General features: G+C 71.5%; 25 protein-coding genes. 14 read left to right on the forward strand and 11 right to left on the reverse strand.

Going from position 1 to position 22909, the window contains the following annotated elements; genetic code table 11:
• The first annotated feature begins 2 nt into the window (after window positions 1-2).
• The 5 genes from NBZ83_RS14800 to NBZ83_RS14815 all read left to right on the forward strand — a co-directional run bounded on the left by NBZ83_RS14800 (window position 3) and on the right by NBZ83_RS14815 (window position 2129).
• A complete protein-coding gene (locus NBZ83_RS14800) occupies window positions 3-368 on the forward strand; it encodes a thioredoxin family protein (protein ID WP_261575194.1) in 366 nt (121 codons plus the stop codon).
• A gap of 37 nt (window positions 369-405) precedes the next feature.
• Window positions 406-483, forward strand: a complete 78-nt coding sequence (locus tag NBZ83_RS33855) for a putative leader peptide (protein ID WP_368861462.1) — start codon at window positions 406-408, stop codon at window positions 481-483.
• Window positions 484-576: 93 nt separating this feature from the next.
• Window positions 577-996: a DUF4395 domain-containing protein gene (locus NBZ83_RS14805; protein WP_261568692.1), complete on the forward strand. Its 420-nt coding sequence runs from the start codon at window positions 577-579 to the stop codon at window positions 994-996.
• The gene (locus tag NBZ83_RS14810) at window positions 993-1826 is read left to right on the forward strand and encodes a sulfurtransferase (RefSeq protein ID WP_261568693.1); all 834 of its coding nucleotides are present in this window, start codon (window positions 993-995) and stop codon (window positions 1824-1826) included. Before NBZ83_RS14805 ends, NBZ83_RS14810 begins: the two co-directional genes overlap by 4 nt.
• Before the next feature lie 3 nt (window positions 1827-1829).
• The gene (locus NBZ83_RS14815; RefSeq protein WP_261568694.1) at window positions 1830-2129 is read left to right on the forward strand and encodes a DUF1416 domain-containing protein; all 300 of its coding nucleotides are present in this window, start codon (window positions 1830-1832) and stop codon (window positions 2127-2129) included.
• Between the two features lie 77 nt (window positions 2130-2206).
• On the opposite strand, the gene NBZ83_RS14820 is transcribed toward NBZ83_RS14815, so the two are convergent.
• Both NBZ83_RS14820 and NBZ83_RS14825 read right to left on the reverse strand, forming a co-directional pair.
• The gene (locus NBZ83_RS14820) at window positions 2207-2476 is read right to left on the reverse strand and encodes a hypothetical protein (RefSeq protein ID WP_308203356.1); all 270 of its coding nucleotides are present in this window, start codon (window positions 2474-2476) and stop codon (window positions 2207-2209) included.
• 148 nt (window positions 2477-2624) lie between these two features.
• Complete coding sequence (locus NBZ83_RS14825; protein ID WP_261555597.1) at window positions 2625-2987, reverse strand: DsrE family protein; 363 nt, start codon at window positions 2985-2987, stop codon at window positions 2625-2627.
• A 192-nt stretch (window positions 2988-3179) separates the two neighbouring features.
• Here NBZ83_RS14825 and NBZ83_RS14830 point away from each other — a divergent pair, with 192 nt between their 5' ends.
• Window positions 3180-3746, forward strand: coding sequence for a nitrobindin family protein (locus NBZ83_RS14830; RefSeq protein WP_438803218.1), 567 nt, complete (start codon window positions 3180-3182; stop codon window positions 3744-3746).
• Between the two features lie 69 nt (window positions 3747-3815).
• On the opposite strand, the gene NBZ83_RS14835 is transcribed toward NBZ83_RS14830, so the two are convergent.
• Together NBZ83_RS14835 and mshA are read right to left on the reverse strand one after the other, a co-directional pair.
• Window positions 3816-4310 carry a type III secretion system chaperone family protein gene (locus NBZ83_RS14835; RefSeq protein WP_261568697.1) on the reverse strand — a complete coding sequence of 165 codons (495 nt, stop codon included), beginning with the start codon at window positions 4308-4310 and terminating at the stop codon, window positions 3816-3818.
• 69 nt (window positions 4311-4379) lie between these two features.
• Window positions 4380-5684 (reverse strand): D-inositol-3-phosphate glycosyltransferase, encoded by a 1305-nt coding sequence (gene mshA, locus NBZ83_RS14840; RefSeq protein WP_261568698.1) that lies wholly within the window; start codon window positions 5682-5684, stop codon window positions 4380-4382.
• Window positions 5685-6018: 334 nt separating this feature from the next.
• On the opposite strand from mshA, the gene NBZ83_RS14845 reads away from it, so the two are divergent.
• A complete protein-coding gene (locus NBZ83_RS14845) occupies window positions 6019-6882 on the forward strand; it encodes a class I SAM-dependent methyltransferase (RefSeq protein ID WP_261568699.1) in 864 nt (287 codons plus the stop codon).
• On the opposite strand, the gene NBZ83_RS14850 is transcribed toward NBZ83_RS14845, so the two are convergent.
• Complete coding sequence (locus NBZ83_RS14850) at window positions 6848-7372, reverse strand: O-acetyl-ADP-ribose deacetylase (RefSeq protein WP_261568700.1); 525 nt, start codon at window positions 7370-7372, stop codon at window positions 6848-6850. The two genes, NBZ83_RS14845 and NBZ83_RS14850, sit on opposite strands and share 35 nt — an antisense overlap.
• Before the next feature lie 226 nt (window positions 7373-7598).
• Between NBZ83_RS14850 and NBZ83_RS14855 the strand changes: the two genes are divergently transcribed.
• Window positions 7599-8099, forward strand: a complete 501-nt coding sequence (locus NBZ83_RS14855; protein WP_261575195.1) for a DUF1269 domain-containing protein — start codon at window positions 7599-7601, stop codon at window positions 8097-8099.
• Between the two features lie 120 nt (window positions 8100-8219).
• On the opposite strand, the gene NBZ83_RS14860 is transcribed toward NBZ83_RS14855, so the two are convergent.
• The 4 genes from NBZ83_RS14860 to NBZ83_RS14875 all read right to left on the reverse strand — a co-directional run bounded on the left by NBZ83_RS14860 (window position 8220) and on the right by NBZ83_RS14875 (window position 12520).
• Window positions 8220-9176, reverse strand: coding sequence for an aldo/keto reductase (locus NBZ83_RS14860; RefSeq protein WP_261575196.1), 957 nt, complete (start codon window positions 9174-9176; stop codon window positions 8220-8222).
• 118 nt (window positions 9177-9294) lie between these two features.
• The gene (locus NBZ83_RS14865) at window positions 9295-9846 is read right to left on the reverse strand and encodes a hypothetical protein (RefSeq protein WP_261568703.1); all 552 of its coding nucleotides are present in this window, start codon (window positions 9844-9846) and stop codon (window positions 9295-9297) included.
• Window positions 9847-10061: 215 nt separating this feature from the next.
• Window positions 10062-10976 (reverse strand): helix-turn-helix domain-containing protein, encoded by a 915-nt coding sequence (locus NBZ83_RS33360; RefSeq protein WP_308203793.1) that lies wholly within the window; start codon window positions 10974-10976, stop codon window positions 10062-10064.
• A 329-nt stretch (window positions 10977-11305) separates the two neighbouring features.
• The gene (locus NBZ83_RS14875; RefSeq protein ID WP_261568704.1) at window positions 11306-12520 is read right to left on the reverse strand and encodes a DUF349 domain-containing protein; all 1215 of its coding nucleotides are present in this window, start codon (window positions 12518-12520) and stop codon (window positions 11306-11308) included.
• A gap of 307 nt (window positions 12521-12827) precedes the next feature.
• Here NBZ83_RS14875 and NBZ83_RS14880 point away from each other — a divergent pair, with 307 nt between their 5' ends.
• From NBZ83_RS14880 to NBZ83_RS14900, 5 genes are all read left to right on the forward strand, one after another.
• The gene (locus tag NBZ83_RS14880; protein ID WP_261568705.1) at window positions 12828-13730 is read left to right on the forward strand and encodes a carbohydrate ABC transporter permease; all 903 of its coding nucleotides are present in this window, start codon (window positions 12828-12830) and stop codon (window positions 13728-13730) included.
• Complete coding sequence (locus tag NBZ83_RS14885; protein ID WP_261575197.1) at window positions 13727-14674, forward strand: carbohydrate ABC transporter permease; 948 nt, start codon at window positions 13727-13729, stop codon at window positions 14672-14674. Before NBZ83_RS14880 ends, NBZ83_RS14885 begins: the two co-directional genes overlap by 4 nt.
• Before the next feature lie 12 nt (window positions 14675-14686).
• Window positions 14687-16045 carry an extracellular solute-binding protein gene (locus NBZ83_RS14890; protein ID WP_261568707.1) on the forward strand — a complete coding sequence of 453 codons (1359 nt, stop codon included), beginning with the start codon at window positions 14687-14689 and terminating at the stop codon, window positions 16043-16045.
• Window positions 16042-17337 (forward strand): ABC transporter ATP-binding protein, encoded by a 1296-nt coding sequence (locus NBZ83_RS14895; protein ID WP_261568708.1) that lies wholly within the window; start codon window positions 16042-16044, stop codon window positions 17335-17337. The genes NBZ83_RS14890 and NBZ83_RS14895 overlap by 4 nt, the downstream gene beginning before the upstream one ends.
• 842 nt (window positions 17338-18179) lie before the next feature.
• Complete coding sequence (locus NBZ83_RS14900) at window positions 18180-19529, forward strand: NsdA family TPR-like regulatory protein (protein ID WP_261568709.1); 1350 nt, start codon at window positions 18180-18182, stop codon at window positions 19527-19529.
• Between the two features lie 16 nt (window positions 19530-19545).
• Here NBZ83_RS14900 and ygfZ read toward each other — a convergent pair whose 3' ends face one another.
• Window positions 19546-20697: a CAF17-like 4Fe-4S cluster assembly/insertion protein YgfZ gene (gene ygfZ / locus NBZ83_RS14905; RefSeq protein ID WP_261575198.1), complete on the reverse strand. Its 1152-nt coding sequence runs from the start codon at window positions 20695-20697 to the stop codon at window positions 19546-19548.
• Window positions 20698-21381: 684 nt separating this feature from the next.
• Between ygfZ and NBZ83_RS14910 the strand changes: the two genes are divergently transcribed.
• On the forward strand, window positions 21382-22116 hold the full coding sequence (locus tag NBZ83_RS14910) for a phosphoglyceromutase (RefSeq protein ID WP_261554959.1): 735 nt from the start codon (window positions 21382-21384) through the stop codon (window positions 22114-22116).
• 81 nt (window positions 22117-22197) lie between these two features.
• Here NBZ83_RS14910 and phoU read toward each other — a convergent pair whose 3' ends face one another.
• Entirely contained in the window at window positions 22198-22845 is a 648-nt protein-coding gene (gene phoU / locus NBZ83_RS14915) for a phosphate signaling complex protein PhoU (protein WP_261554958.1), read from the reverse strand.
• Window positions 22846-22909 lie beyond the last annotated feature (64 nt).

A 22909-nucleotide genomic window follows, 5' to 3' on the forward strand; every position in this document is an offset into this window, starting at 1 on the left:
GGCTGCGGGCCGAGCTTGCCGCGCTCGGAGAGGCGATGGGGGAGCGGGCGACGCTGCTGCAGTTCTCCACGGCGTTCTGCGCACCGTGCCGGTCGATGCGGCAGGTGCTGGCCGGGGTGGCCGCGGTGGTGCCCGGCGTCCGTCACGTCGAGGTGGACGCGGAGTCGCAGCTCGCTCTGGTCCGCCGGCTGGGTGTCCGACGAACGCCCACGGTGCTGATCGTCGATGCCTCGGGCCGCGAGGTCAGGCGCGCCAGCGGTGCACCCCCGAGCCGGCAGGCAGTGTTCGCGACCCTCGCGGAGATCCTCCCCGCAGAAGGGATCAATCGGTCAAATGATGATTCTTCGGAACCGTCGCCGACGGGTTAACACAGACGTGACTTTCGCTGCTACCGTGACACGAACCATGTTCCGGACACAGCTTGTGAAGCGCCGCGCGGTCGACCTGTGCCGCGTGGGTAGCTGCTTGTGTCGTTTTTCCTGATCGCGGGTTGGCGCTCCTGATGTGATCGGTTGCCCCGACGCATCTCTTCGCATCCGACCGGACAGCTCGAGCCGGGAGTCAGGAGAAAGTCTCGTGGTGGATCCTCGCGGCCTGCGGTTCGCCGCCGCCGTCACCTCGGTCGTGCTTGCCGTGGTGCTCGTGACGGGCAGTGGATGGCTGTTGCTCGCGCAGACCGTGGTGTTCGCGGTGGGAGCGGTGGCCGGCGTGCGATACGCCCCTTACGGTTTGCTGTTCCGGATACTGATCCGGCCGCGGCTAGGGCCACCGGCGACGACGGAGGACGCGGCTCCGCCCCGGTTCGCCCAGCTCGTCGGTGCAGTCTTCGGTGCGGTGGGGGCCGCGGGGTTCCTGTCGGGCATCCCCGCCCTCGGTTTCATCGCCGCCGCGGCCGCCTTCATCGCGGCCTTCCTCAACGCGGCGTTCGAATTCTGTCTCGGGTGCCAGACGTATCTGTTCTTCCGTTCCATCACCGTGAGAGGAGCGCGTGCATGAGCCGCGAGAAGGCACTGGTCGACGCCGCGTGGGTCGAGGCGAGCCGCGACAACCCCAAGGTCGTTCTGGTCGAGGTCGACGAGGACGTTTCCGCCTACGACAAGGGGCATATTCCGGGCGCCGTCCGGCTCGACTGGAAGTCCGAGCTGCAGGATCCGATCATCCGGGATTTCGTCAACAAGGAGCAGTTCGAGAAGCTGCTGTCCGGCAAGGGCATTGCGAACGACGACACCGTCGTGCTCTACGGCGGCAACAACAACTGGTTCGCGGCCTACGCCTACTGGTACTTCAACCTGTACGGTCACGCGGACGTCCGGCTGCTCGACGGCGGCCGTAAGAAGTGGGAGCTCGACGGCCGTGAGCTGACCGCCGAGGTCGCTCCGCGGACGGCAACGACCTACACCGCCAAGGAGCCGCGTACCGACATCCGCGCGTTTCGCGAGGAGGTCGTCGCCGCGATCGGCGAGAAGGCGCTCGTCGACGTCCGTTCCCCCGACGAGTTCTCCGGCAGGCTGCTCGCGCCGGCGCACCTGCCGCAGGAACAGTCCCAGCGGGCCGGTCACATCCCCACCGCGAAGAACATCCCGTGGGCGAAGACCGCCAACGAGGACGGCACCTTCCGAAGCAACGACGAGCTGACCAAGCTCTACGGCGAGGCCGGCGTCGACCTCTCGCGGGAGATCATCGCCTACTGCCGCATCGGTGAGCGTTCGGCGCATACCTGGTTCGCCCTGCACGAGTTGCTCGACCTGCCGAGCGTGAAAAACTATGACGGGTCGTGGACCGAGTACGGCTCGTTGGTGGGCGTGCCGATCGAAAAGGGTGCGTGAGACATGTGCGGTGCGACCCGTGGTGGACCGTCTGTGGAGGGAATTGACGTGGCCAAGGAGACCGTGATCCAGGGCGTCGTGGTGCGGGGCGGCGAGCCGGTCTCGACCGGCTATGCCCGGCTGCTCGACGATGGCGGCGACTTCACCGCGGAGGTTCCGCTGTCCGCGACCGGCCAGTTCCGCTTCTTCGCGCGGCCGGGGCAGTGGACCGTGCGAGCGCTCGTGCCCGGCGCGAGCGGCGAGCAGAAGGTCGTCGCTCGCCAGGGAGAGCCGATCGACACGCAGGTCGAGGTCACGGCCTGAGGGGTACGGCTGGCAACATCGCGGTTGGCGTGGCAGAGGGGGCAGCGGGCATCGTCCGCTGTCTCCTTTCTCAAGGGCTAGGGGCAGATGGCACCGCTGCGCTTGGCGTTCGCGTGGGCGGCGGCGGGCAGCGCCGGGCGGGAACCGCTCAGCAAACCCGCGCCGGGTGGCACCGTCGTCGGCACCGCGAAGTGCATCGGGCCCACCGAGAAACAGCGCAGCCCGTTGTCGTGGGCGAAGGCGACCGCGGAGCTCCGGTCGGGGAACGGCCCGATGATTCGGCGGACGGTGCGTTGCCCGGCGGCCGCGAACAGGACCACTGCGAAGAGTATGTCGGAGTCTGCCATCATGCGATCATGAAAGCGCATGCGATGGCCGCCGGCATGCGTTTCGACGTGTCCCGTTCGTGGTCTGTTGTTGCGCCTGCGGTGGCTTCTGCAACGGCTTTCAGGGCGGCGCGAGACCACCCGAGTGCTTCAGCAGCCCGAGAGCGCCTCAGTAGACGAGAGCCTGGACCCCGTCCGCGAGCACCTCGTCGACGAACGCGGCTGCGCCGGCGATGCGGATGCCGGGCAGGACGTCGTCCGGCCCGAACGAGCGCCGGGCCGCGCACTGGGTGCACACGGTGACCCGGCCGCCCGCGAGGATGCCGGCGAGGAGGTCCGGCAGCGGCGCGGCGTGCGGCAGGTCGAACTCCGCGGCCCGTCCGGGCAGTGCGAACCAGGCGGATTCGCCGGTGAGCCAGAGCGAGACATCCGTCCCGGCGGCGACGGCGACCGCCGCCACCGTGAACGCCTGCGAGCAGCGCTCCGGCGCGTCCACCCCAGCGGTGACCTTGACGACGAGCGGACGGGTCATGGTTTCAGTCTGCCTCATCAGGGGTCCCCGGCGGGCCGCCGTACGGCCCGCCCGCCTGACCGCGTCGGCCCGGCGCGGGACTAGGCTGCGGAGCGTGCTGCACTACTTCTTCACCGGGCTACTGGTGGCGATGTCCGTTTTGATCGCCTGGTTCTCCGGCTACGTGGTCTACAAGCTCTACGAGGGGCAGCGCTGAGCGCCCGGGGCCGGTCGGCCGCCGCCGGGCGGTCGCGGGCGGCCACGACCGGTACCACCGATCTGCACGCCAGTCTGCTGCCACTGGCCTTCCTCGTCGGCACCTGGCGCGGCGAGGGCGTGGGCGGCTACGAGGGCCTCGAAAGCTTTCACTACGGCCAGGAGATCACCTTTGCCGCCGACGGCCGTCCGGCCCTGGGCTACGTCTCCCACACATGGTGGGCGGACGAGCCGCGTGACGGCCGGGAGCCAGGCAGCCCGCTGGCCACCGAAACCGGCTTCTGGCGTGTCCAGCCCGGCGAGGACGGCAAGAAGACCGTCGAGGTGACGCTGGCGCACCCGTTCGGCATCGCGGAGATCTACGTCGGCGCGGTGGCGGGAACCCGCATCGATCTGGACCACAACGTGCTGATCCGCACGGCGACCGCCCGCGACGTCACCCGCTCGGTGCGGCTCTATGGGCTGGTCGAGGGCGGGGACCTGGCCTACGCGATCGACATGGAAGCCGAGGGCAAGCCGTTGCAGTCGCACCTGTCGGCGCGCCTGCACCGCGTCACGGACTGACCCGGTACCGGCTGACCGGGGTACCGCCCGGCTGGTACCGCCCGGCTGGTACCGCCCGGCTGGTACCGGTCAGCCGGGCTTCGTGGCGGTGCCGGCGTCGGCGGCGAGCTTGGCCCGCCATGCCTTCTCCCGCTCGATCGCCGAGGCGAATCCGAGGGCGATCGCCGGGTCGAAGTTGTCGTCGGCGTAGGTGCCGACGCAGCCGAGGATCCGGTCGATCTCCTCGGCTGTGACCGCGAGCAGCGGGATCTGCCCGGTCAGGAAGATGTCGCCGACCCGGTCGACGGAGAAGTGCACGCCGTAGGTCCTTGCATTGCGGTTGAGCAGGAAGGCGTAGGTGCCCGCCGCGTTCTCCGCGGGGGCCCGCATGAAGAACGCCTCGACCAGCAGGGTGTGGTCCTGCACGACGAGCCAGGTCATCGTGCGTAGCTTGTGCTCCCCCTCCAGGGTGACGAGGAACGAGCCCGCGTCGATGCGCTCGTAGGCGAGGTCGAGGTCGGTCAGGGCGTCGGTGATCAGGATGTCGAGCCGCGTGCGTTCCGCCGTGTCGATGGGTGCCGTCATGACCCGTGACCTCCCCGCTTGCAGTTGTGACGATGCCGGATCCGGTGGCGATCCTCCCACCCGGTCCGGTCAGACGGCGACGGCGGCGGGGCTCAGCGCGTGCCGGTAGCTGCGCAGCACTCCGCGGGCGGTGGCCGACCAGCCGAAGCCGGCCGCCCGGCCGACCGCGCCGGCGGAGAGCCGGCTGCGCCAGTGCGGCTGGCGCAGCAGCCGGTCCAGTGTGTCCGCGTAGCGGGCCGGGTCGCGGCCCGCTACGAGCAGGCCGGAGACCCCGTCGGCGACGGCGGTGCGCAGGCCGCCGACCGCGGCGGCGACCACCGGCGTGCCGCAGGCCTGGGCCTCAAGCGCGACGAGGCCGAAGCTCTCGCTGTGGCTGGGAACCACGACGGCGGTGGCTGCCCGGTACCAGTGGGCCAGCTCATGCTGCGGTGCCGGCGGCTGGAACCGAACGAGGTCGGAGATTCCCAGGTCCGCGGCGAGCTTCACCAGGGCATCTGGCTGTTCCAGCCCCGAGCCGCTGGGCCCGCCGACGACGGCGACGGTCAGCTTCGAGCGGCGGGTCGGATCGCGGCGCAGCAGCTCGGCGGCGGCATGCAGCAACAGGTCCGGCGCCTTGAGCGGCTGGATCCGCCCGACGAACAGCAGCAGGTCACCGTCCGGGTCGAGGCCGAGGCGCGCCCGCGACTGCGCCGCGTCGCCCGGCCGGAAGATCTCCAGGTCGACGCCTGGTGCTACGACGTCGACCTGGTCGGGGGCGGCGCCGTAGAGGTCGATGAGGTGGTCGCGCTCGTCCCCGGTGGAGGCGATCAGCCGGGTGGAGCCGGCGATGACCTCCTGCTCGCCCAGCAGCCGGCCGGGCGGCTCGGGGCGATCCCCGGCGGCCAGGGCGCCATTCTTGATCTTGGCCAGGGTGTGGGAGGTGTGCACGAACGGCACGCCCCACCGTCGGGCGACCGCGAGGGCAACCTGGCCGGACAGCCAGTAGTGCGAATGGATGACGTCGAAGTAGCCCGGCTCGTGCCCCGCCTCGGCGCGCAGCACGTCCGCGGTGAACGTGCACAGCCAGGCCGGCAGGTCCTCGCGGTGGATCTCCTCGAACGGCCCGGCGTCGACGTGGCGCACCGTGACGCCCGGGGCCAGCTCCGCCGAGGTCGGCAGCTTGCTGCTCACCGCCCGGGTGAACACCTCTACCTCGACGCCGAGCGTCGCGAGCTGCCGCGAGAGCTCCACCACGTAGACATTCAGCCCGCCGGCGTCACCGGTGCCCGGCTGCTCCATCGGCGAGGTGTGCATCGACAGCATCGCCACGCGCCGGGGCCGCGCGCCCCGGTCCGGCTCGGAGCGGGCCGCGGCACTGCTCCTGATCAACCGCACCGGCGCACCTCCGCATCCATCCGTCTGGGTCGCCTGCCTGGCACGACCCACCCTGCACAAGACCGACACGACATCCACCGTTCTACCCGCCCCGTTGTCCGGTCAACTGGTCGCCCCCCGCCCCGGCTGCGGCGGTAGATCGCAGAAGTCGCTGTCAGTGCTGGTCAGAGGGGTGTGTGCGGTGTGACCGTGGAGCCGGCGGTCACAAAGCTGTAAGGAAACAGACGCGACCGCGCCCGGGAGCCCGCCCGGTCGGGCGGTCGACCGCCCGACCGGGCGGGCGCCGCGGAGCGTGGGGTCTCAACCGGAAAGGACGATCTGCGAGGCTGGTCGGGTGCCGAATCCCAGCCGCGCCCCGCGTCTCGCGGCCGGCCGGGCCCGCGCCCTCGGAGCACCCACCCGGGGTACCACGGCGCCGAACCGGCTGCGGCGGGTCGACCGCTGGCTGCTCGACGCCGCCGGCCCCCTGCTACGGGGCAGCGCGAACCCACTCGTCGTCGATCTCGGCTTCGGCGCGTCGCCGGTCACCACCGTCGAGCTTTACCAGCGGCTGCGGGCCGCCTGCCCGCAGGTGCGCGTCGTCGGCCTCGAGCTCGACCCGCAGCGGGTGGCCGCCGCGGCCGACGCCGCCCGGCCGCCCGGCCTGACCTTTGCCCGCGGCGGGTTCGAGCTGCCACCCGCGGCCGAACGTCCCGTGCTGGTCCGCGCCCTGAACGTGCTACGCCAGTACCCCGAACCGGCCGTCGCCGGCGCCTGGGCGACGATGACGGCGCGGTTGGCACCCGGCGGCCTGCTCGTCGAGGGCACCTGCGACGAAATCGGCCGGCGGGCCTGCTGGTTCTGCCTGCCGGCCCCCGGGGAGGCACCCGGCTGGCTCGCCGCCGGTCGGGTCGGCGCTCGGCCGACCCTGACCCTCTCGGCCCACCTGCCGGGTCTCACCCGCCCGTCCGAGCTTGCCGAGCGCCTACCCAAGGCACTGATCGAACACAACGTGCCCGGCCACGACGTCCATCGCCTGCTCGCGGCGTTCGATCGGGCCTGGGAACGGGCCGCGCCACGGGCGGTGTTCTCACCGCGGCAGCGCTGGATCGCCGCGGTGGGCGAGCTGCGGGCGCAGGGCTGGCCGGTGCGCGGTGGCCCCAGGCGCTGGCGGCTGGGCGAGCTCACCGTCGAGTGGCCGCTGCCAGCGCCGCGCTGAACGCGCGGTACGCCCGATCGTCGAACAGCACGAAGCGCGCCTGTGCGACCCGGGTGTCCGCCGTGAGGACGGCGGTCACCGCCTGGTGCGCGGCGTCGTCCAACGGCCAGCCGTACACCCCGGCGCTGACGGCGGGGAAGGCGACGCTGCTCGCCCCCAGCTCGTCGGCGACCTGCAGCGCCCGGGTGTAGGCCGAGCGCAGCAGCGCGGAGCGGTCCTCGGCCGGGTCGTACACCGGGCCGACGACGTGGATGACGTGCCGGGCGGAGAGCCGGCCGGCCGTCGTCGCCACCGCCTCACCGGTCGGTAGCCCTCGCTGGAGGGAGGTCGCGCGCAGGCGCTCGCAGGCGGCGAGGATCTCCTGGCCGCCGGCGGCGTGGATAGCGCCGTCGACCCCGCCACCACCGAGCAGTCCGCTGTTGGCGGCGTTGACGATGGCGTCGGCATCGACGAGCGTGATGTCGCCCTGCTGCAGGGTCACATGCACCATGCCGCCGAGTCTCCCCGACGGTGGGGCGGGAGCGCCACGGGAACATCGCCGGATCCGCCCGACAACGGATCGGCTGGGGCCGCACGGAGTGGCGCGTTTGCGGGTTGCCGAAGACTGCGATCCGATAGGAGATGCCCGGCTCCGGACCGGGACCGGGTTCGGGACCGGGGCAGCGACCGGGTTCGGGGCAGGAGAGGAAGCCGAAAGGCTGGAAGGGACGGCGGCGATGACCGAGCAGCTCGTGGTTCTCGGGTTCGACAGCCTGGAGCAGGCACGGCAGGCCTGGTCCCTTGGCCGCCGACTACGTCGAGAGAAGCGGCTTGACCTGGTCGACGGCACGCTGGTCTGGCGGGATGAAAACGGCCGGGTCACGATCCGCCGGGTGGCCAGTCCGGCCCGCACCGCCGCCCTCGGCGGGGCCCTGTGCGGCGGGGTGATCGGAACGGTGTTCCTCGCCCCGTTCGTCGGCCTCGGCATTGGCGCGGGCGCCGGGGTGCTCGCCAGCCGGATCAGCGGACCGGGCGTGGACGACGATCTGGTCAGGCGCATCGCCGGGCACCTGCAACCGGGGCGGGCCGCGATCTTCGCCGTGGTGCGCCGCTCGACGGCCGACGACGTCACCGCCGCGCTGAGCCCCCATCATCCGGTCGTCATCATGACGACCCTGCCCCCGGAGCGGGAACGTCGGCTGGCCCGCGCCCTGGGCCGCCGGCCCGCGCCGGCCTGACAGCCGCCCTGCGGCCGACCGGGCCGGCCCCGGCGTAGCCGCACCGGCGCACGCGAGGCCGAAACAGGCCGGGCCGGGCGTGGCGGGCGCGGTGGCCGCCCGTCCCGCCCAGCCCGGACGTCAGGAACCGGCGGGGCGGCGCGTCGGGGCGATCTTGTCGAGCACCGCGAGGTCGTCCGGGCGAGGCTGCCATTGGCCGGCCGCGGCGTTCGCCCGTACCTGGACCGCGCTCGTCGCGCCGGAGATGATCGAGGCAACGCCGGGCTGCGCGGCCAGTCCGCCGATCGCCACGTCGAGCAGGGAACGGTCCCGCTCCCGCGCGAAGGTCTCCAGCGCGTCGATGCGGTCGAAGACCTCGTCGGTCAGCTCGTCCTGCCGGCCGGCAAGCCGGGTTCCGGGCGCCGGCGCCTCGTCGCGCTGGTACTTACCGGTGAGCAACCCGTTCTCGAGCGGGTAATACGGGATGACGCCGATGCCGTACTTCAGCGTTGCCGGCACCAGTTCCGCCTCGGCGCCGCGTTCGAGCAGGCTGTAATGGTTCTGGGCGGAGATGAACCGGGTAGCGCCGGAGGCCCGCGCGGTCCATTCGGCGTCGGAGACCTGCCAGGCGTCGAGGTTGCAGGCGCCGATGTAGCGGACCTTGCCCTCCTTGAGGATCTCGTCGAGTGCCTCGAGCGTCTCCTCTATCGGGGTGAAGGAATCCAGCCTGTGGAGCTGGTACAGATCGATGTAGTCGGTCTGCAGCCGGCTCAGGGAGCCTTCGACGGCCTTGCGGATGTACCGCCGTGACGCCCGGGCGCTGAAGTCCTGGCCGTACATGCCACCCATGTCGTTGCCGAATTTCGTGGCAAGGACGACGTCATCGCGGCGGCCCCGCAGAACGTGCCCGAGCAGAGTCTCCGAACCGCCCTTGTTCCCGTAGGTGTCGGCGGTGTCGAAGAATGTGATCCCGGCGTCAAGCGCGGCATCGACGACCGCGCGGGTCCCGGACAGATCGACGCGTGAACCGAAATTGTTGCAGCCAAGACCAACGACTGACACCAGCAGTCCGGACGATCCCAGCGGGCGATAGCGCATGCACTCAATCCAACACACCGGAGTGTCGCCCGCGGACACCAGGTCCGCGGGCGACACCCGACCTGTGCACAGTATTGGGTGTCCGTGGTTCACCCGGTGCTGGTAGGTTCGCTCGGCGTTACTTCTCCGGAGCGGCGTCGACCACCGCCCGCCCGACCGCCTCCGCCGCCCGACGGGTCGACGTGCGCGCCGCGCGGGTCTGGCTGACCGCGGTCCGCGTGCGATGCGCGGCCTCCTCGGTGGCCGGGCTGCGCCGGATGCTCGCCACTCGGCGCTCCCCGCGCGACGCGAAGGTGTTGTAGAGCTGCGTGGCGCGGTCCTGCAGGTCCGAGATCTGAGAGGTCACGGTGGCCGGCAGCGCACGCACGGCGGTTCCCACCTGGGTGGGGACCCGGGCAGCCTGCACCGGCAGCGACCCGACCCGGTCGGAGAGCCGGCGGACCTCGCTGCTCGTCGTCGTCGGCAGGGCACGCAGCTTCGCGACGGCGAGGTCAGCGGCCCCCACCGAGGCGTAGATCGGCTTGCGGACCTCTGCCAGCGGCACCCTGATCTCGGCCTTCACCTCGGCGTCGTCGCCGCGGGTCTGGGCGGTGGCGCGGGCGCTGGGGCGGGCATCGGGCCGACCGGCCGGGCGGCTAGTAGTGCGGGACGTCGTGCGCGTGGTGGCCATTTTGTCTCCCTCGGGTCGAGGATTCGTTGTCTTCGTGTAGGTAATTCCTGAGGTTTCGGCCGGCGCTCCAGGCGTGCTCCGGTCGCGGGTGTCGGGTCAGGGTGGTGCGGTCAACAGGGTGTCGCGGCGGCGGTTCGGCCGGCCTGGCCGTGGCCGGGCCGGTTGTTACGGGTGTGGCGTTCATCAGCCGGCGGGGTGAACGCCCGGGTCGCCGATCAGCTGTCGGTGCCCGCGGCGGACCTGTCCGTGTCCGACCCTGGGATGCCGTCCGACCCGGTGGCTGCTGTGCCGGCCGCGTTCGGGCCGCTGGTGGTGTCGGAGCCGGGGCTGGTGTCGGAGCCGGTGGTGTCGGAGCCGGTGGTGTCCGGCGGGGTGGTGGCAGTTCGGCGACGGGAGCGGGTGGTGGCCGCGGTCGGCGAGGCGCCGCCGGCCGATCTGGCTCGCCCGCTCTTCGCAGGGCCACCGCTGGTGGTCGTGGCCGTCCGCCTGGTACTCCGGCGCTTCGGCGCCTGCGGAGCGGCCGGGTGCGCGGCGTCGTCAGGCACCGCCGCGCCCAGCGCGTCCTGCGCGTCCTGCGCCGCCTCGGCGGCGACCCGTCGCCCGGCAGGTCGCCGCCGGGCGGTGCCCGCGGGGCGGGTCTTCGCCGCCGTGGTCACTCTCTTGCCGCCGGCAGCAGTCGCACTGCCAGCTTCGTCATCGACGCGTGCGTCCGGACCGACACCGCCATCCACGCTGGCATCCGCATCGACGCTGCCCGTGCCGCCGGCCGGCGCGCCGGCGCGGGCGGCGACGGCGTTCTCCTTGCAGAACGCCTCGTAGATGTCGAGCACCACCTGCTTCTGCCGCTCGGAAAGGGACTTGTCCGCGAGCACCGCCGCCAGGACATCCTCGCCGCCGTCCCGTTCTTCCAGGATGCCGGCCTGGACATAGAGCACTTCGGCGGAGATGCGTAGCGCCTTGGCGATCTGCTGGAGGATCTCGGCGGACGGTCGGCGCAGACCTCGCTCGATCTGGCTGAGGTAGGGGTTGCTTACACCCGCCTGCTTGGCGAGTTGACGAAGGGAGATCTGCGCGACGCGTCGCTGATCCCGGATGAAATCGCCGAGATCGCGCACATTCAGGGCCGCCACCGGGTCACACGCCTCCTTCGATGCACGGGTCGGGTGACGCCCGACCGCTGCGGGCGCCCCGCGCCCAGACCGCCGCCGACGGTGATCGACGCTCGGCCAGGAGCGGGACGAGGAGCCTGGCACAACGCAACGTCAACGCGATCGACGATACGTCCGAGTGCTAACTCTGGCAAGCGCGCGAGTTAGCACCTATGGGCTGCTCCGCCCGGAGCTCGACGTGTTTCAGCTGGTCCGGACGGACGGACGAATCGACGGCCGCGGTTGGCCACCCGGCCACCCGGCCGGCGTTTGCTCGCTCGACCCCCGAGGCCAGCGCCGGCCTGGGACGGTCAGTTCTCCGCCTGGGCCAGCCACGCGCGCTGGGTGGCCAACGCCGCCTCAGTCTCGGCGATCTCCTGCGAGCTCCCGGCGGCCTGAGCGCGGGCGAGCTTGGCCTCCAACTTGGCGACCGATTCCCGCAGCCTGGTCACGAAGGGCGAGGCGGCGATGGAACGCTGCGCCCAGCGGGCGTCCGCGGCGTCGCGCAGCTTGTCGCCGATCGCCCCCATCTGGCGTTCGAGCGCGCCGGCCGACTCGCGGGGAACCCGGCCGATCTGGTCCCACCGGTCCTGCAGCTCGCGCAGTCGCCGCAGGGAGCGCTCGGTGTCGGCCGGGTCGAGCGCGGTCGCCTCGGCCAGCACCTGCTCCTTCTGGACCTGGTTCTCCTGCAGCTCCGCGTCCCGCTCGGCGTTCGCGGCGTTGCGCCGGCTGAAGAAGACGTCCTGCACTTCGCGGAACCGGTTCCACAACGCGTCGTCGACGTCCTTGGCTGCGCGTCCGGCCGACTTCCAGTCGGCGAGCAGAGTTCGGTAGCGGACGGTTGTGCCGGCCCAGTCGGTGGAGTCGACCAGCGACTCCGCCTCGGCGATGATTGCTTCCTTGCGCTCCCGCGAATGGGCCCGTTGGGTGTCCAGGGCCGCGAAGTGCGCGGTGCGCCGCCGGGTGAACTCCTCGCGAGCGCCGGTGATTCGCCGCCACAGCGCCGAGTCGGTGCGCTTGTCCAGGGAGCCGACGGCCCGGAACTCCTCGGCGAGGGTCCGGAACCGCTCGCCGGCGGTCTTCCACTCGGAGCTGCGGCCGAGCCGCTCGGCCTCGGCGACCAGCTCCTCCTTGGCCGCAGCGATCCGGGCGGTCCGCTCGGCCCGCTCGGCGGCGAGCACGATGCGCCGCTCCTCGGTGCGCGCGAGGACAGCCTCCAGCCGGACCCGCAGGGCGTCGAGATTACCGACGACGGCGGCCTCGTCGAGGGAGTCGAGCAGCCGGCGGGCGCTACCGGCGATCCCGGCCGGATCGACCCCGCCGAGGGTCAGCCGCCGTTCGAGCAGCACGATCTCGGCGTTCAGATCGTCGTAACGGCGTTGGAAGTGGGCCAGGCCCTCGCCGGGGCTCCCGGCCCGCCACGATCCGACGGCGCGCTCACCGCTCGCCGTGCGAACGAAGACGGTGCCGTCCTCGGCGACACGCCCCCAGGCGGATACTCGGTCGGATTCGCTGCGGTCACTCATCGTGTTCCCGAAGATCGACTGACGTTTCCTGTCATTGTTGCAGGCGTCGGCCGCGGAGGGGACGGCCGCCACGTACCGAACGCCATGAATCGGTGCCAGCGCCGCCGCGACACGCCGGGATCCGGAGGATGCGGGCCGACGACGGCGGCTGGTGGCGTCGGCTCACGCGCCCGTCCGCCCGCTGTCGCGGGGCCCCGCGGGCGGCTTGTTCGTTCGGAAGGTCACCGGAAGGCACCGGTTGTTCATTAGGTGGCCCGACCCCGGTCTAGGTGTCCGGTCTTGGGTGGGGCCAAGATGCGTAACCGTGATGAGTGGGATGGGCGGCAGCCGGGTGGGCTGGCGAGTCGGCGCGTTGTTGTCTCCTGCGTTCGTCGGGCTCGGTGTCTTCGTCATCGGGCCCGCCCTGGTCTCGGCCCTTATCGCGGGGACTGACAAGACGCTGACCGGTCCCAGTTTCGACTGGGTGGGCACGGCGAACGCACGCACCGCCTTCTCCGACGCCGACCTCGCCGGCGCCGTGCGCAACACCCTCGTGTACTGCCTCATCACGGTCATCCCCGCGGTCGCGATCGGGCTGGCGCTGGCGCTGGCCGCGGAACGGGTGGCCCACGGCCGCGCCCTCGTCCGTTTCGCGCTGTTCCTGCCGGTCAGCGCGAACATCGTCGCCATGGCGGTGGTGTTCGCGTACATGTTCGACAGCAGCCCCGACGGGTTCGCGAACACGGTCGTGGGCCTGTTCGGGGTGGCACCGGTCGACTGGCTTGGCGACACCTCGACCGCGCTGCCGGTGGTCGCCCTGGTCGGGGCCTGGCGGCTGACCAGCTTCGTGTTCATCGTCTACCTGGCCGGCCTGACCGCCATCCCGCGTTCCGTCTACGAGGCGGCCGACGTCGACGGGATCCGCGGGCTCGCCCGGCTGCGCCACATCACCCTGCCGCTGCTCGCGCCGACCACGATCTTCGTGGGTGTCTTCGTGACGATCCTGACGCTGCAGACCTTCGAGACGGTCGCGGTCCTCACCAAGGGGGGTCCGCTGGATTCGAGCACGACCATCATTTACTACATTTACGAGGTCGGTTTCACCGGATCGTTCCGTATCGGATACGCCTCGATGATCGCTCTGCTGCTGCTCGTCGTCATCGTGGCGCTCGGGGCCGGCGGCGCGTTGCTCGGCCGGCGGCTGCGGCGAGCCCGGGAGGCCGCCGCGTGAGCGCCGGCACCAGCAGCAACGCCCCGGCCGCGGCAGACCCATCCGCCCCGGCCGGCCACCGCGGCCCGTCCACCCCCACGCCGACAGCGGTGCGCTCGCGGCGCCGGCTGCCCGGCGCCGGAACCCTCGCGCGCCTCGCCCTGCTCGCCCTGCTCGCCGTCGGCATCGTGGCCGCGGTCCTGCCGTTCGTCTGGATGCTGCGGACCGCGATCGGACCGTCGCAGACCGCCCTCGCGCTGGACTCCAACCCCATCCCGTCGCGGGTGCAGTTCGACTCGTTCGACCAGGCCTGGCACGCCGGCGACCTCGGACCCGCGCTGCTCACCGGGGTCGGAGTCAGCCTCGCGATCCTCGCGCTCCAGCTCGCCACGGCCGTCCCGGCCGCCTACGCGTTCGCCTGCATGCGTTTTCGCGGGCGCACCGCCCTGTTCGCCGTGGTGCTGGCCACGCTGCTGGTGCCCGCCCAGGTCACCGCCGTGCCGAACTACGTGACGATCTCCGCGCTGGGCTTCGCGGACACCCGCGTCGGCCTGGTGCTTCCGTTCATGACCCACGCCGGCATGATTTTCATGCTGCGCCAGTACATGAGCACGATTCCGGCCGCGGTTCTCGACGCCGCGCGGATGGACGGGCTGGGCACCTGGCGGACGCTACGCTCGATCATCGTGCCGCTCGCGGCGCCGGCGATCGCATCGGTGTCCGTGTTCAGCTTCCTGCTCTCCTACAACGAGTACCTGTGGCCGCTGCTGGTCGCCCGATCGCCCGGCATCGCCACCCCACCGCTCGCGCTCGCCCGGCTGATGACGGACTCCTCGTCGGTCATCCCCGATTTCGCCGAGCTCGCCGCCGCGGCACTGATCATCAGCCTGCCGTCGCTGGCCGTCTTCGTCGTCGCCCAACGTCGCCTCGCCGCCGGGATCACCGGCACGGGCGCCGGTGCCTGAGAGGGAGAACGCGTGATCCGCATCCGCCGCCTGCTGCCGCTGACCGTGACGGTCACCATGCTCACGTTGACGGCGTGCGGCGGAGGCGGTGACTCCGGCCCGGCGAACCCGGCCGAGAGCCTGCGGCCCACCGCGCGTTCCGCCGCCGCGGGCGTCGACAACGTGGTTGGCGCCACCGCGTCCCCCGAATGCGCCGCCAAGGTGAAGACGCTGCGGATGGCGGCCGTCGGCACCCTCAACGACGTGGCCAAATCGGGCAAGGCGTACATGGAGAAGGCCCATCCCGGCCTCACCGTCGACCTGAACACCAGCGCGCCCGACTACACCGCGCTCGTCCAGCAGATCAGCGCCGACCGGTCGGCGGGCCGTTCCGTCGACGTCGCGGTCGCCGGTTTCGACCTGCTACCGGTCTTCGCCCGCGAGCTCGGTGCCCAGGAGCTCTCCCCGCGCCTGCTGCGCGCCTCCTACGACCAGCGCCTGCTCGGCCTCGGCACCGTCGGCGGGAAGCAGATCGGGATCCCGCAGCAGGTCTCCTCGCTCGCCCTGGTCTACAACCTCGACGTCCTGACCAAGGCCGGCGTCGACCCCGCCACCCTCACCACCACCGCCGGCATGATCGCCGCCGCGGACAAGATCAAGGCGTCCGGTCAGAACGTCCAGCCGATCGACCTGCCGACCGGCCAGCAGTTCGGGCAGTGGATCCTCAACACGCTGGCCAGCTCCAAGGGCACCCCGATCCAGGACGCGGCCGGCCGGCCGGCGCTGACCACCCCGGCGGCGCTCGAGGCTGCGGCGTTCCTGGCGAAGGTCGGCACCTACGGCCCGCAGTCCGCCGACCCGACCCAGCAGGGGCTGCTGCGCTTCGGCATCCGCAAGCAGACCGCGATGACCGTCGTGTCGGTCGCCTCGCTCGCCGGCGGGCTGAAGTTCATCGCCGGACAGGGGGCGAACGGCTTCCGGGCCGGCGCCATCCCGTTCCCGATCCTGCCCGGGGGCACCCAGCACCCGATCGCCGGCGGGAACGCGCTGACCGTCCTGGCCACCGACCGGTGCCAGCGGGAGATGGCGACCGAGCTGGTCGTCTCCCTGCTGTCCCCGGACGTCGTCGTCGCGAGCACCGAGGCGCTCAGCTACATCCCGGTGGACACCCAGGCCGCCAGCCAGCTCGGCTCGTTCTACGACACCTACCCGCAGCTCAAGCCGTTCCTCGCACTCACCGGCTCGCTGGTCAAGGCGCCGGTGTGGGGCGGGGCCCGCGGCGGTGAGCTGCCGAGTGCACTGTCCGATCAGGTGGTGCGCATCGTCAAGGGCGAGGACCCGGCGAAGACGCTGGCCGCTGCGCAGGCTGAGGCCGTGGAGCTGACCCGTTGAGCGCTCCGGTGCAGGACCGGGGTGTTCCCCGGCTTGAGACGGTCACCGGCGTACCGATCGAGTTCGACCGGATCAGCCGATCGTTCGGCTCCGTGCACGCGCTGCGCGAGGTCTCGCTCACCGTCGCCCCCGGGGAGATCGTCGCGCTGCTCGGGCCGTCCGGCTCGGGAAAGTCGACGCTGCTGCGGATCTGCGCCGGGCTGGACGAGCCGACCACCGGCGACCTGGGCTTCGACGGAGTCAGCCAGCTCGGCGTCCCGCCGCATCGCCGAGACGTCTCCATGGTGTTCCAGCATTTTGCCCTCTACCCGCACAAATCCGCGTTGGACAACCTGACGCTCGCCCTGCGCCACGGCCGAGGCCTGCCGAAGTCGGCCGCCGTGGCCAGGGCGCGGGAAACACTCGCCATGCTCGGCATCGCCGAACTCGCCGGCCGCCGGCCCGCGCAGATGTCCGGCGGCCAGCGTCAGCGGGTCGCGATCGGCCGGGCGCTGGCCACCCGCGCGCGCGTCGTCCTCCTCGACGAGCCCATGTCCGGCCTCGACGCCCAACTCCGGGTCGAACTGCGGGTCGAGATCGTCGGCCTGCTGCGCAGCCTCGGTACCACCGCACTGTTCGTCACCCACGACCAGGCCGAGGCCATGGCGGTGGGGGATCGCATCGCCGTCCTCGGCGAGGGCCGGCTGCAGCAGATCGGCACCCCCGACGAGATCTACGATCGGCCCGCCACCCGCTTCGTCGCCGCCTTCGTCGGCAGCCCACCGATGAACGTCTGGGACGGTCACTGGCACGATGGCCGTCTTCGGGCCGAGGGCTTCGACCTGCCCGCACCCGCGGGCGCGGCCGCCTTCGGGGTCCGGCCCGAACACCTCACCCTGGACGCCGGCACCCGTCACCTCACCGCCCGGGAAGCCACCGCCCGGGAAGCCGCCGCCAGGGACGTCGACGTGCCCGGGCAGCCTGGCCGCCCCGCGCCGCCGAGGGACGCGAGCTCGTCGGCTGGTGGCGCTGTCGTGATCCGTCCCGCTGCCGGCGGCCGGCCGGCTCCCGGTTCCGGTTCCGGCTCTGGCTCCGGCTTTGGTTCCGGCGAACTGAGGCTTTCCGGCGAGGTCCTCGTCTCCGAGCGGCTTGGGGCCGAGCGGACCGTACACGTCCGCACCGGCGCCGGCGTGCTCGCCGTCCGCGTGGACGCCGGCATTCACCTGACTCCCGGCGACCCCGTGGTGCTCCGTGCTCCTACGTCTGCGCTCACCTTCTTCGGGCCCGGTGGGGATCGCCTCGACCTCCCCTGACCGGCCAGCCTCTGCCTGAGCTGGGCAGCCGCTCATCTGTTCGTCGCCGGCGAGGGCTTGGTGTGATCGTTACTGCTGGTAGTCGGTGAGGTGGGTGAGGGCGGCGGGGTGGCGGTCGGGTGCAGGGGAGCGGCGCCGACTGGCTCTTCTGTAGGGAAAAATCGGACGCCGAACCCTACAGAAGAACCAGATAGGCGCTCTCCCATGCATCCGTAGCCTCGCCCACTCCGCTGTGCGTCACGGAAAGTGACAAGAAGACGGGAACCATGAGGGGCTGGCTGGAAACCGTGGCCAACCCTCGGCGCGATCGCCGTTCGCCGCCGAGATCCTGGCTGCCCGCGCTTCAACGGGAGCGACAGGTAGCGCGACCCCGAATCACTGTCATCGGTTAATCAGACTGCAATTAATCCGGATTCTAACTGCGAGTGGCGGCGATTCGGAGGATGGGTGACGGCGGGCGCCTTTATGTGCTTTGCTGTCTGTCAAACGCCCGTCGCGCGGACGGTGTTCAATCGGGTCCCACCCCTCGGATGGTTCGTATGGTATTTATCGGGATAGGTGCGTATGACCGAGATGCGCCACCTGTGGTGTCCGTACCTGTATCGGCTGGTCAATGCCCCAGGTCGTGGCTGCGGGATCGCGTCGTTCGAGAAATGGACATTACGGCTGGATACCCGGGCAGTCCTGTCCACACCCGTGCAATCAAGGCCGCCAGTGGTCCGGGCGTGACCTCTGTGCACGCATCGCACCGGGGTCATCACTATGGACACCAAGATGTCGCGACATAGCGTCAGTGAGCGCTCACAGAATTGCCCGGGAGTTCCGACTCGAGGAGATCGTCGATGCTGACGGATAACGCACACGCCTGCACTCATCCGCTCGCATTCGTCCGCGCGCAGCGTGGTTGGTCCTATCAGCGACTGGCCCGTGTGGTGGCTCGTCGCGCCCGTGATCTCGGGGTGGCGAACATGGCTGCCGAGCGGCAGAAAGTCTGGCGGTGGGAGCACCGCGGCGTCGTCCCGGACCGGGTCTCCCAGCTCGCGCTCGCGGCTGAACTCGGCGTGCCGAACGACCGGCTGGAGTCACATCCGTGGCCGGCGTGGCTGCCGACCGGCGACGCTGTGCGCACCGAGTATCCGTGGACGCCGACCGGCAGCATCACGTCGATCATGGACGTTGTCGAGGACGCCCTGTCCGACCGGCGCGGCTTCCTGACGATCACCGGGGTCGGCGTCGCGGAGCTCGCGACCCAGTGGCTCGGCCTGGAACCCAGCCGGCTGTCCGCCGCGCTGATCGGTGGGCGGGTCGACGACCAGATCGTCAATCGAATCGAACACAACATCCCCGGCCTGCGGGTGATGGACGAGCGCCTCGGCGGCGAGAGCGTCCGGCGCCTAGTCGACGCCGAGCTCGGGGTAGTGGCGGACCTGCTGGTCCGCGGGTCCTACACCGAGCAGGTCGGCCGGCACCTGCACGTGGTCGCGGCCGAGCTCGCCCGGTTCGCCGGCTGGGTCTCCTTCGACGCCGGTTTCCAGACCGCCGCCCAGCGTTACTGGATCACTGCGTTGCACTCCGCGCACGCCGGCGGCGACCGGATGCTCGGTGCGAACGTGCTGAAGAACATGTCCCTGCAATGCGTCGACTTCGCTCGCCCACGGGAGGCCGTGGATCTTGCGGAGGCGGCCGTGAACAGTATCGGCGGCGAGTCCGGCCGGGTCGGCGCCATGCTGCACATGCGTCGCGCCCGCGCCCATGCCGCCCTCGGCGAGGCCAGCGCCTGCGCGGAGGCGCTGGCCCGATCGGAGGAGGCGATGGAAGCTGCCCGGCCCGAGGACCCGGCCTGGGCGGACTACTTCGACGAGGGCGAGTACCAGGCCCAGATCGGCAGCTGCTACATCGATCTTGGCCACCTCGCGCAGGCCGACCGGTGGCTGGAACGGTCTCTGACGATCCTGCCGACCTCGCGAGCCCGGGACCGGGCGACCTACCTGCTGCGTCGGGCCGCAGTCCAGATCGACCTGGGCAACGTCGAGCAGGGCTGCTCGCTGACCCGGGAAGCGATGCCGATGCTGGAGGCGACCCGCTCCAAGCGCAACGCCCGCCGGGCCGACGAGCTGCGACGCCGGTTGCGCCGGCACAGCGCCGATCCGGAGGCGCGCGAACTCGACCAGGCCCTCTCCCGCACCGTCTGAGCGGACGTCAGGAGCGTCAGGTGGAACGCAGCAGCCGGCCCGCCGGGCGCTTCGGTGCGGCCGTCGCCTCGTCGGCGTCCGGGTCGATCGCGGCGGCGACCTGGGCGCCGTCGAGGTCGGTGACGACGAGGGCGGTGCCCACCGGCACCGAACGCTTCACGATCGCCAGGGCGATGGGACCCAGCTCCGCGTGCATCTCGGAGGTGCCGACGAAGCCGACCTCACGCCCGTCGGCCGTCACCGCCGAACCCGGAGCGGCCACCACGCCGTCGAGGTGAAGCAGGACGAGTCGGCGCGGCGGGCGGCCCAGATTATGCACTCGGGCCACCGTCTCCTGGCCGCGGTAGCACCCCTTGTCCAGGTGCACTGCGTCGGCGAGCCAGCCCACCTCGTGCGGGATCGTGCGATGGTCGGTCTCCCGGCCCAGCTGCGGCCGGCGGGCGGCGATCCGCGCGGCGTCGAACGCGGACAGTCCGGCGGGCACCGCACCGGCGGCGAGCAGCCGCTGCGCCGTTGCCGAGAGGGTCGCCCGGTCGACGAGCAGATCCACGCCGTACGCCATCCGGCGCACCAGGATGCCGTCCGCGGTTCTGGCCACCGGGTAGGGGCCGGTAACCGGCGCACCGGTCGGCTCGGCGGTGAGCGGTTCGGGCAGGTTCAGGTCGGCACCACCGAGGGCCGCGGTGACGGTGGGCACCGCAGCCCGCCCGAGCACGCTCAGCACGGCTGTGCCCGTGCTGACGTCCGTCGGCTCGACCCGGAGCAGGAAGCGCATCGACTCCAGGTAGCGCAGCAGCCCGGCGGCTGTGCCGGGTTCGACGTCCACCCAGGTGGCTGTGCCGTCGTCGGCGAGGACGAGATGGTGTTCGACGTGGCCCTGCGGTGACAGCACCAGCGCCTCGCTGCCGCGCATCGCGCCCAGCCCGGACAGGTGCTGGGAGGTGATGCTGTGCAGCCAGGAGAGCCGGTCCGGGCCGCCGATGCGCACCACCTCGCGGTGCGACCGGTCGACCAGGGCTGCGCCGTCGCGCAGCGCGCGCTGTTCCCGCAGCGGGTCGCCGTAGTGGGCGGCGACCGCCGCGTCGTTGCCGGCCGCCGGCACCGCGCCGGGCAGGTCGAGCAGCGGGGATCGGGTGGCTTCGGTGCTCGGGGTCGACCCAGCGCTCATGGCGTCGAGTCTAGGTCGTCGCGCGGGCCCCACGCCGCCGTCCGCCGCCCGGCCGGGCAGACTGATCATTCGATGCGGGGCCGACCAGGCTATTCCGACGGCCGGTATCACGGGGGTCTCAGCGGGCGGTGGCTTGTCGTGTTCCCGTCAGGAGTGTCGCGAGCGTCCCATCGACACGACCGAAAAAGGCGTTGCGAGGTGGCCGCCCGGCCGCGTAGCGTCTGCGGTACACGAGAAGGGAGGTGGTCCACACTTTGTATGCTCATAGGACTCGTGAGGTGACTGTCCGCTAGCCGGTCTCGTGGTCCTCACCTCTAGCCGGGTGGCCCCACGGGCACCGGCACCGGCGAGTACCAGGCAGATCACCCGACCCCCGGGCGCCGTCGACAAGTCCCGACGGACCGCCATCGCTTCCGCGGTGGCGGAGCGCCCGGGGGTCGCTTCATTTTCCGGGTCGGACGATCTTTGCCGGCCCAGGCAGGCCTGTGCCGGCCCGGACGGCATTTTTTCGGGTCCCAGCGGACACCCCTGTGGCCCGAACCGCCGCGGCGGAGACCCGCTGGCCCCTTCGGTGGGGCGTCGGCGTCGCCCGGTCCCGGCCGCGACCGGCGGCGATCCGGCCGGCCGGCGGCAGGAGCCGGCAATGCTGGCCGAGGGCCCGGGCGAGCAGGCAGGATCTCGGATATGCCGACCCTCGTTCTGCTCCGCCACGGTGAGAGCAACTGGAACCGCGAGAACCTGTTCACCGGCTGGGTGGACGTCGACCTGTCCGAGAAGGGCCTGAAGGAGGCCACCCGCGGCGGGGAACTGCTGCTCGAGGCCGGTGTTCTCCCGGACGTGGTGCACACGTCCCTGATGACCAGGGCGATCCGCACCGCCTGGCTGGCACTGGACGCCGCCGGGCGGACCTGGGTACCGGTCCGCCGGAGCTGGCGCCTGAACGAACGGCACTACGGCGGCCTGCAGGGCCTGAACAAGGCCGAGACGTTGGAGAAGTTCGGCGAGGAGCAGTTTCAGCTCTGGCGCCGCTCGTATGACACGCCGCCGCCGGAGATCGGCCCGGAGCAGGTCAGCGGGGTGGACGAGCGCTACGCCGACCTCGCCCCCGACCTCATCCCGCGCACCGAGTGCCTCGCCGACGTCGTCGCCCGGATGCTGCCCTACTGGTACGACGAGATCGTGCCCGACCTGCGGGCCGGCCGCACGGTACTGGTCGCCGCGCACGGCAACTCGCTGCGGGCCCTGGTCAAGCATCTCGACCACATCAGCGACACCGACATCGCCGGGCTCAACATCCCGACCGGCATCCCGCTGCGCTACGAACTCGACGACAACCTGGGCGTGCTGAGTTCGGGGTACCTCGACCCGGATGCCGCCGCGAGCGCGGCGGCCGCTGTCGCCGCGCAGGGCAAGAAGTAACGATGGTCAGCCTCCAGGCCCGCGGCACGCGCGCGGGCCTGGCCCGTCGTCCCGGCGGAGCTGCCGGCCGGTGTGCACCGGTCAGGACGTGGTGATCTCCCCGGTGACCAGGTAGATGACCCGGCGGGCCACGGAGACCGCGTGGTCGGCGTAGCGCTCGTAGTAGCGCCCGCAGAGGGTGATGTCGATCGCGGCCTCCATGCCGTGCCGCCAGGGCTTCTCGATCAGCACGTGGAACAGGGTGCGGTGCAGCCCGTCCATCGCGTCGTCGTCCGCCTCGAGCTGCTTGGCGAGGTCGGTGTCGCGGCTGGCGATCACCGAGCCGGCCTTCGCGACGATGCGCTGCGCGACCTGGCCCATCTCCAGCAGGGTGCCCCGCAGCTCCGGCGGGACCGCCCGCCCGGGGTACCGGCGGCGCGCCACCTTGGCTACGTGCAGCGCCAGGTCGCCCATCCGTTCCAGATCGGCGACGATCCGCAGCGTGGTGACCATCATCCGCAGGTCGGTGGCGACGGGCGCCTGGCGCGCCATGACGTCGAACGCGCGCTCCTCGATCTCGTTGCGCAGCAGATCTACCGTCTCGTCCCCGCTGATGACGTTCTCGGCGAGCTGGAGGTCGGCGTCGAGCAGAGCGGTCGTCGCCCGGGCCATGGCCGAGGCGACCAGGTTGGTCATCTCGATCAGGGACTGGTTGATGCTTTCGAGTTCGTCGGTGAAGGCGTCCCGCACGGACGGCTCCTTCTCTTCGCTGGTGGGCCGAGTGACGGCTGTGGGGTGGGAACCGGCTGTGGGG

The organism is Frankia gtarii (assembly GCF_025403375.1).
GTDB lineage: Bacteria > Actinomycetota > Actinomycetes > Frankiales > Frankiaceae > Frankia > Frankia gtarii.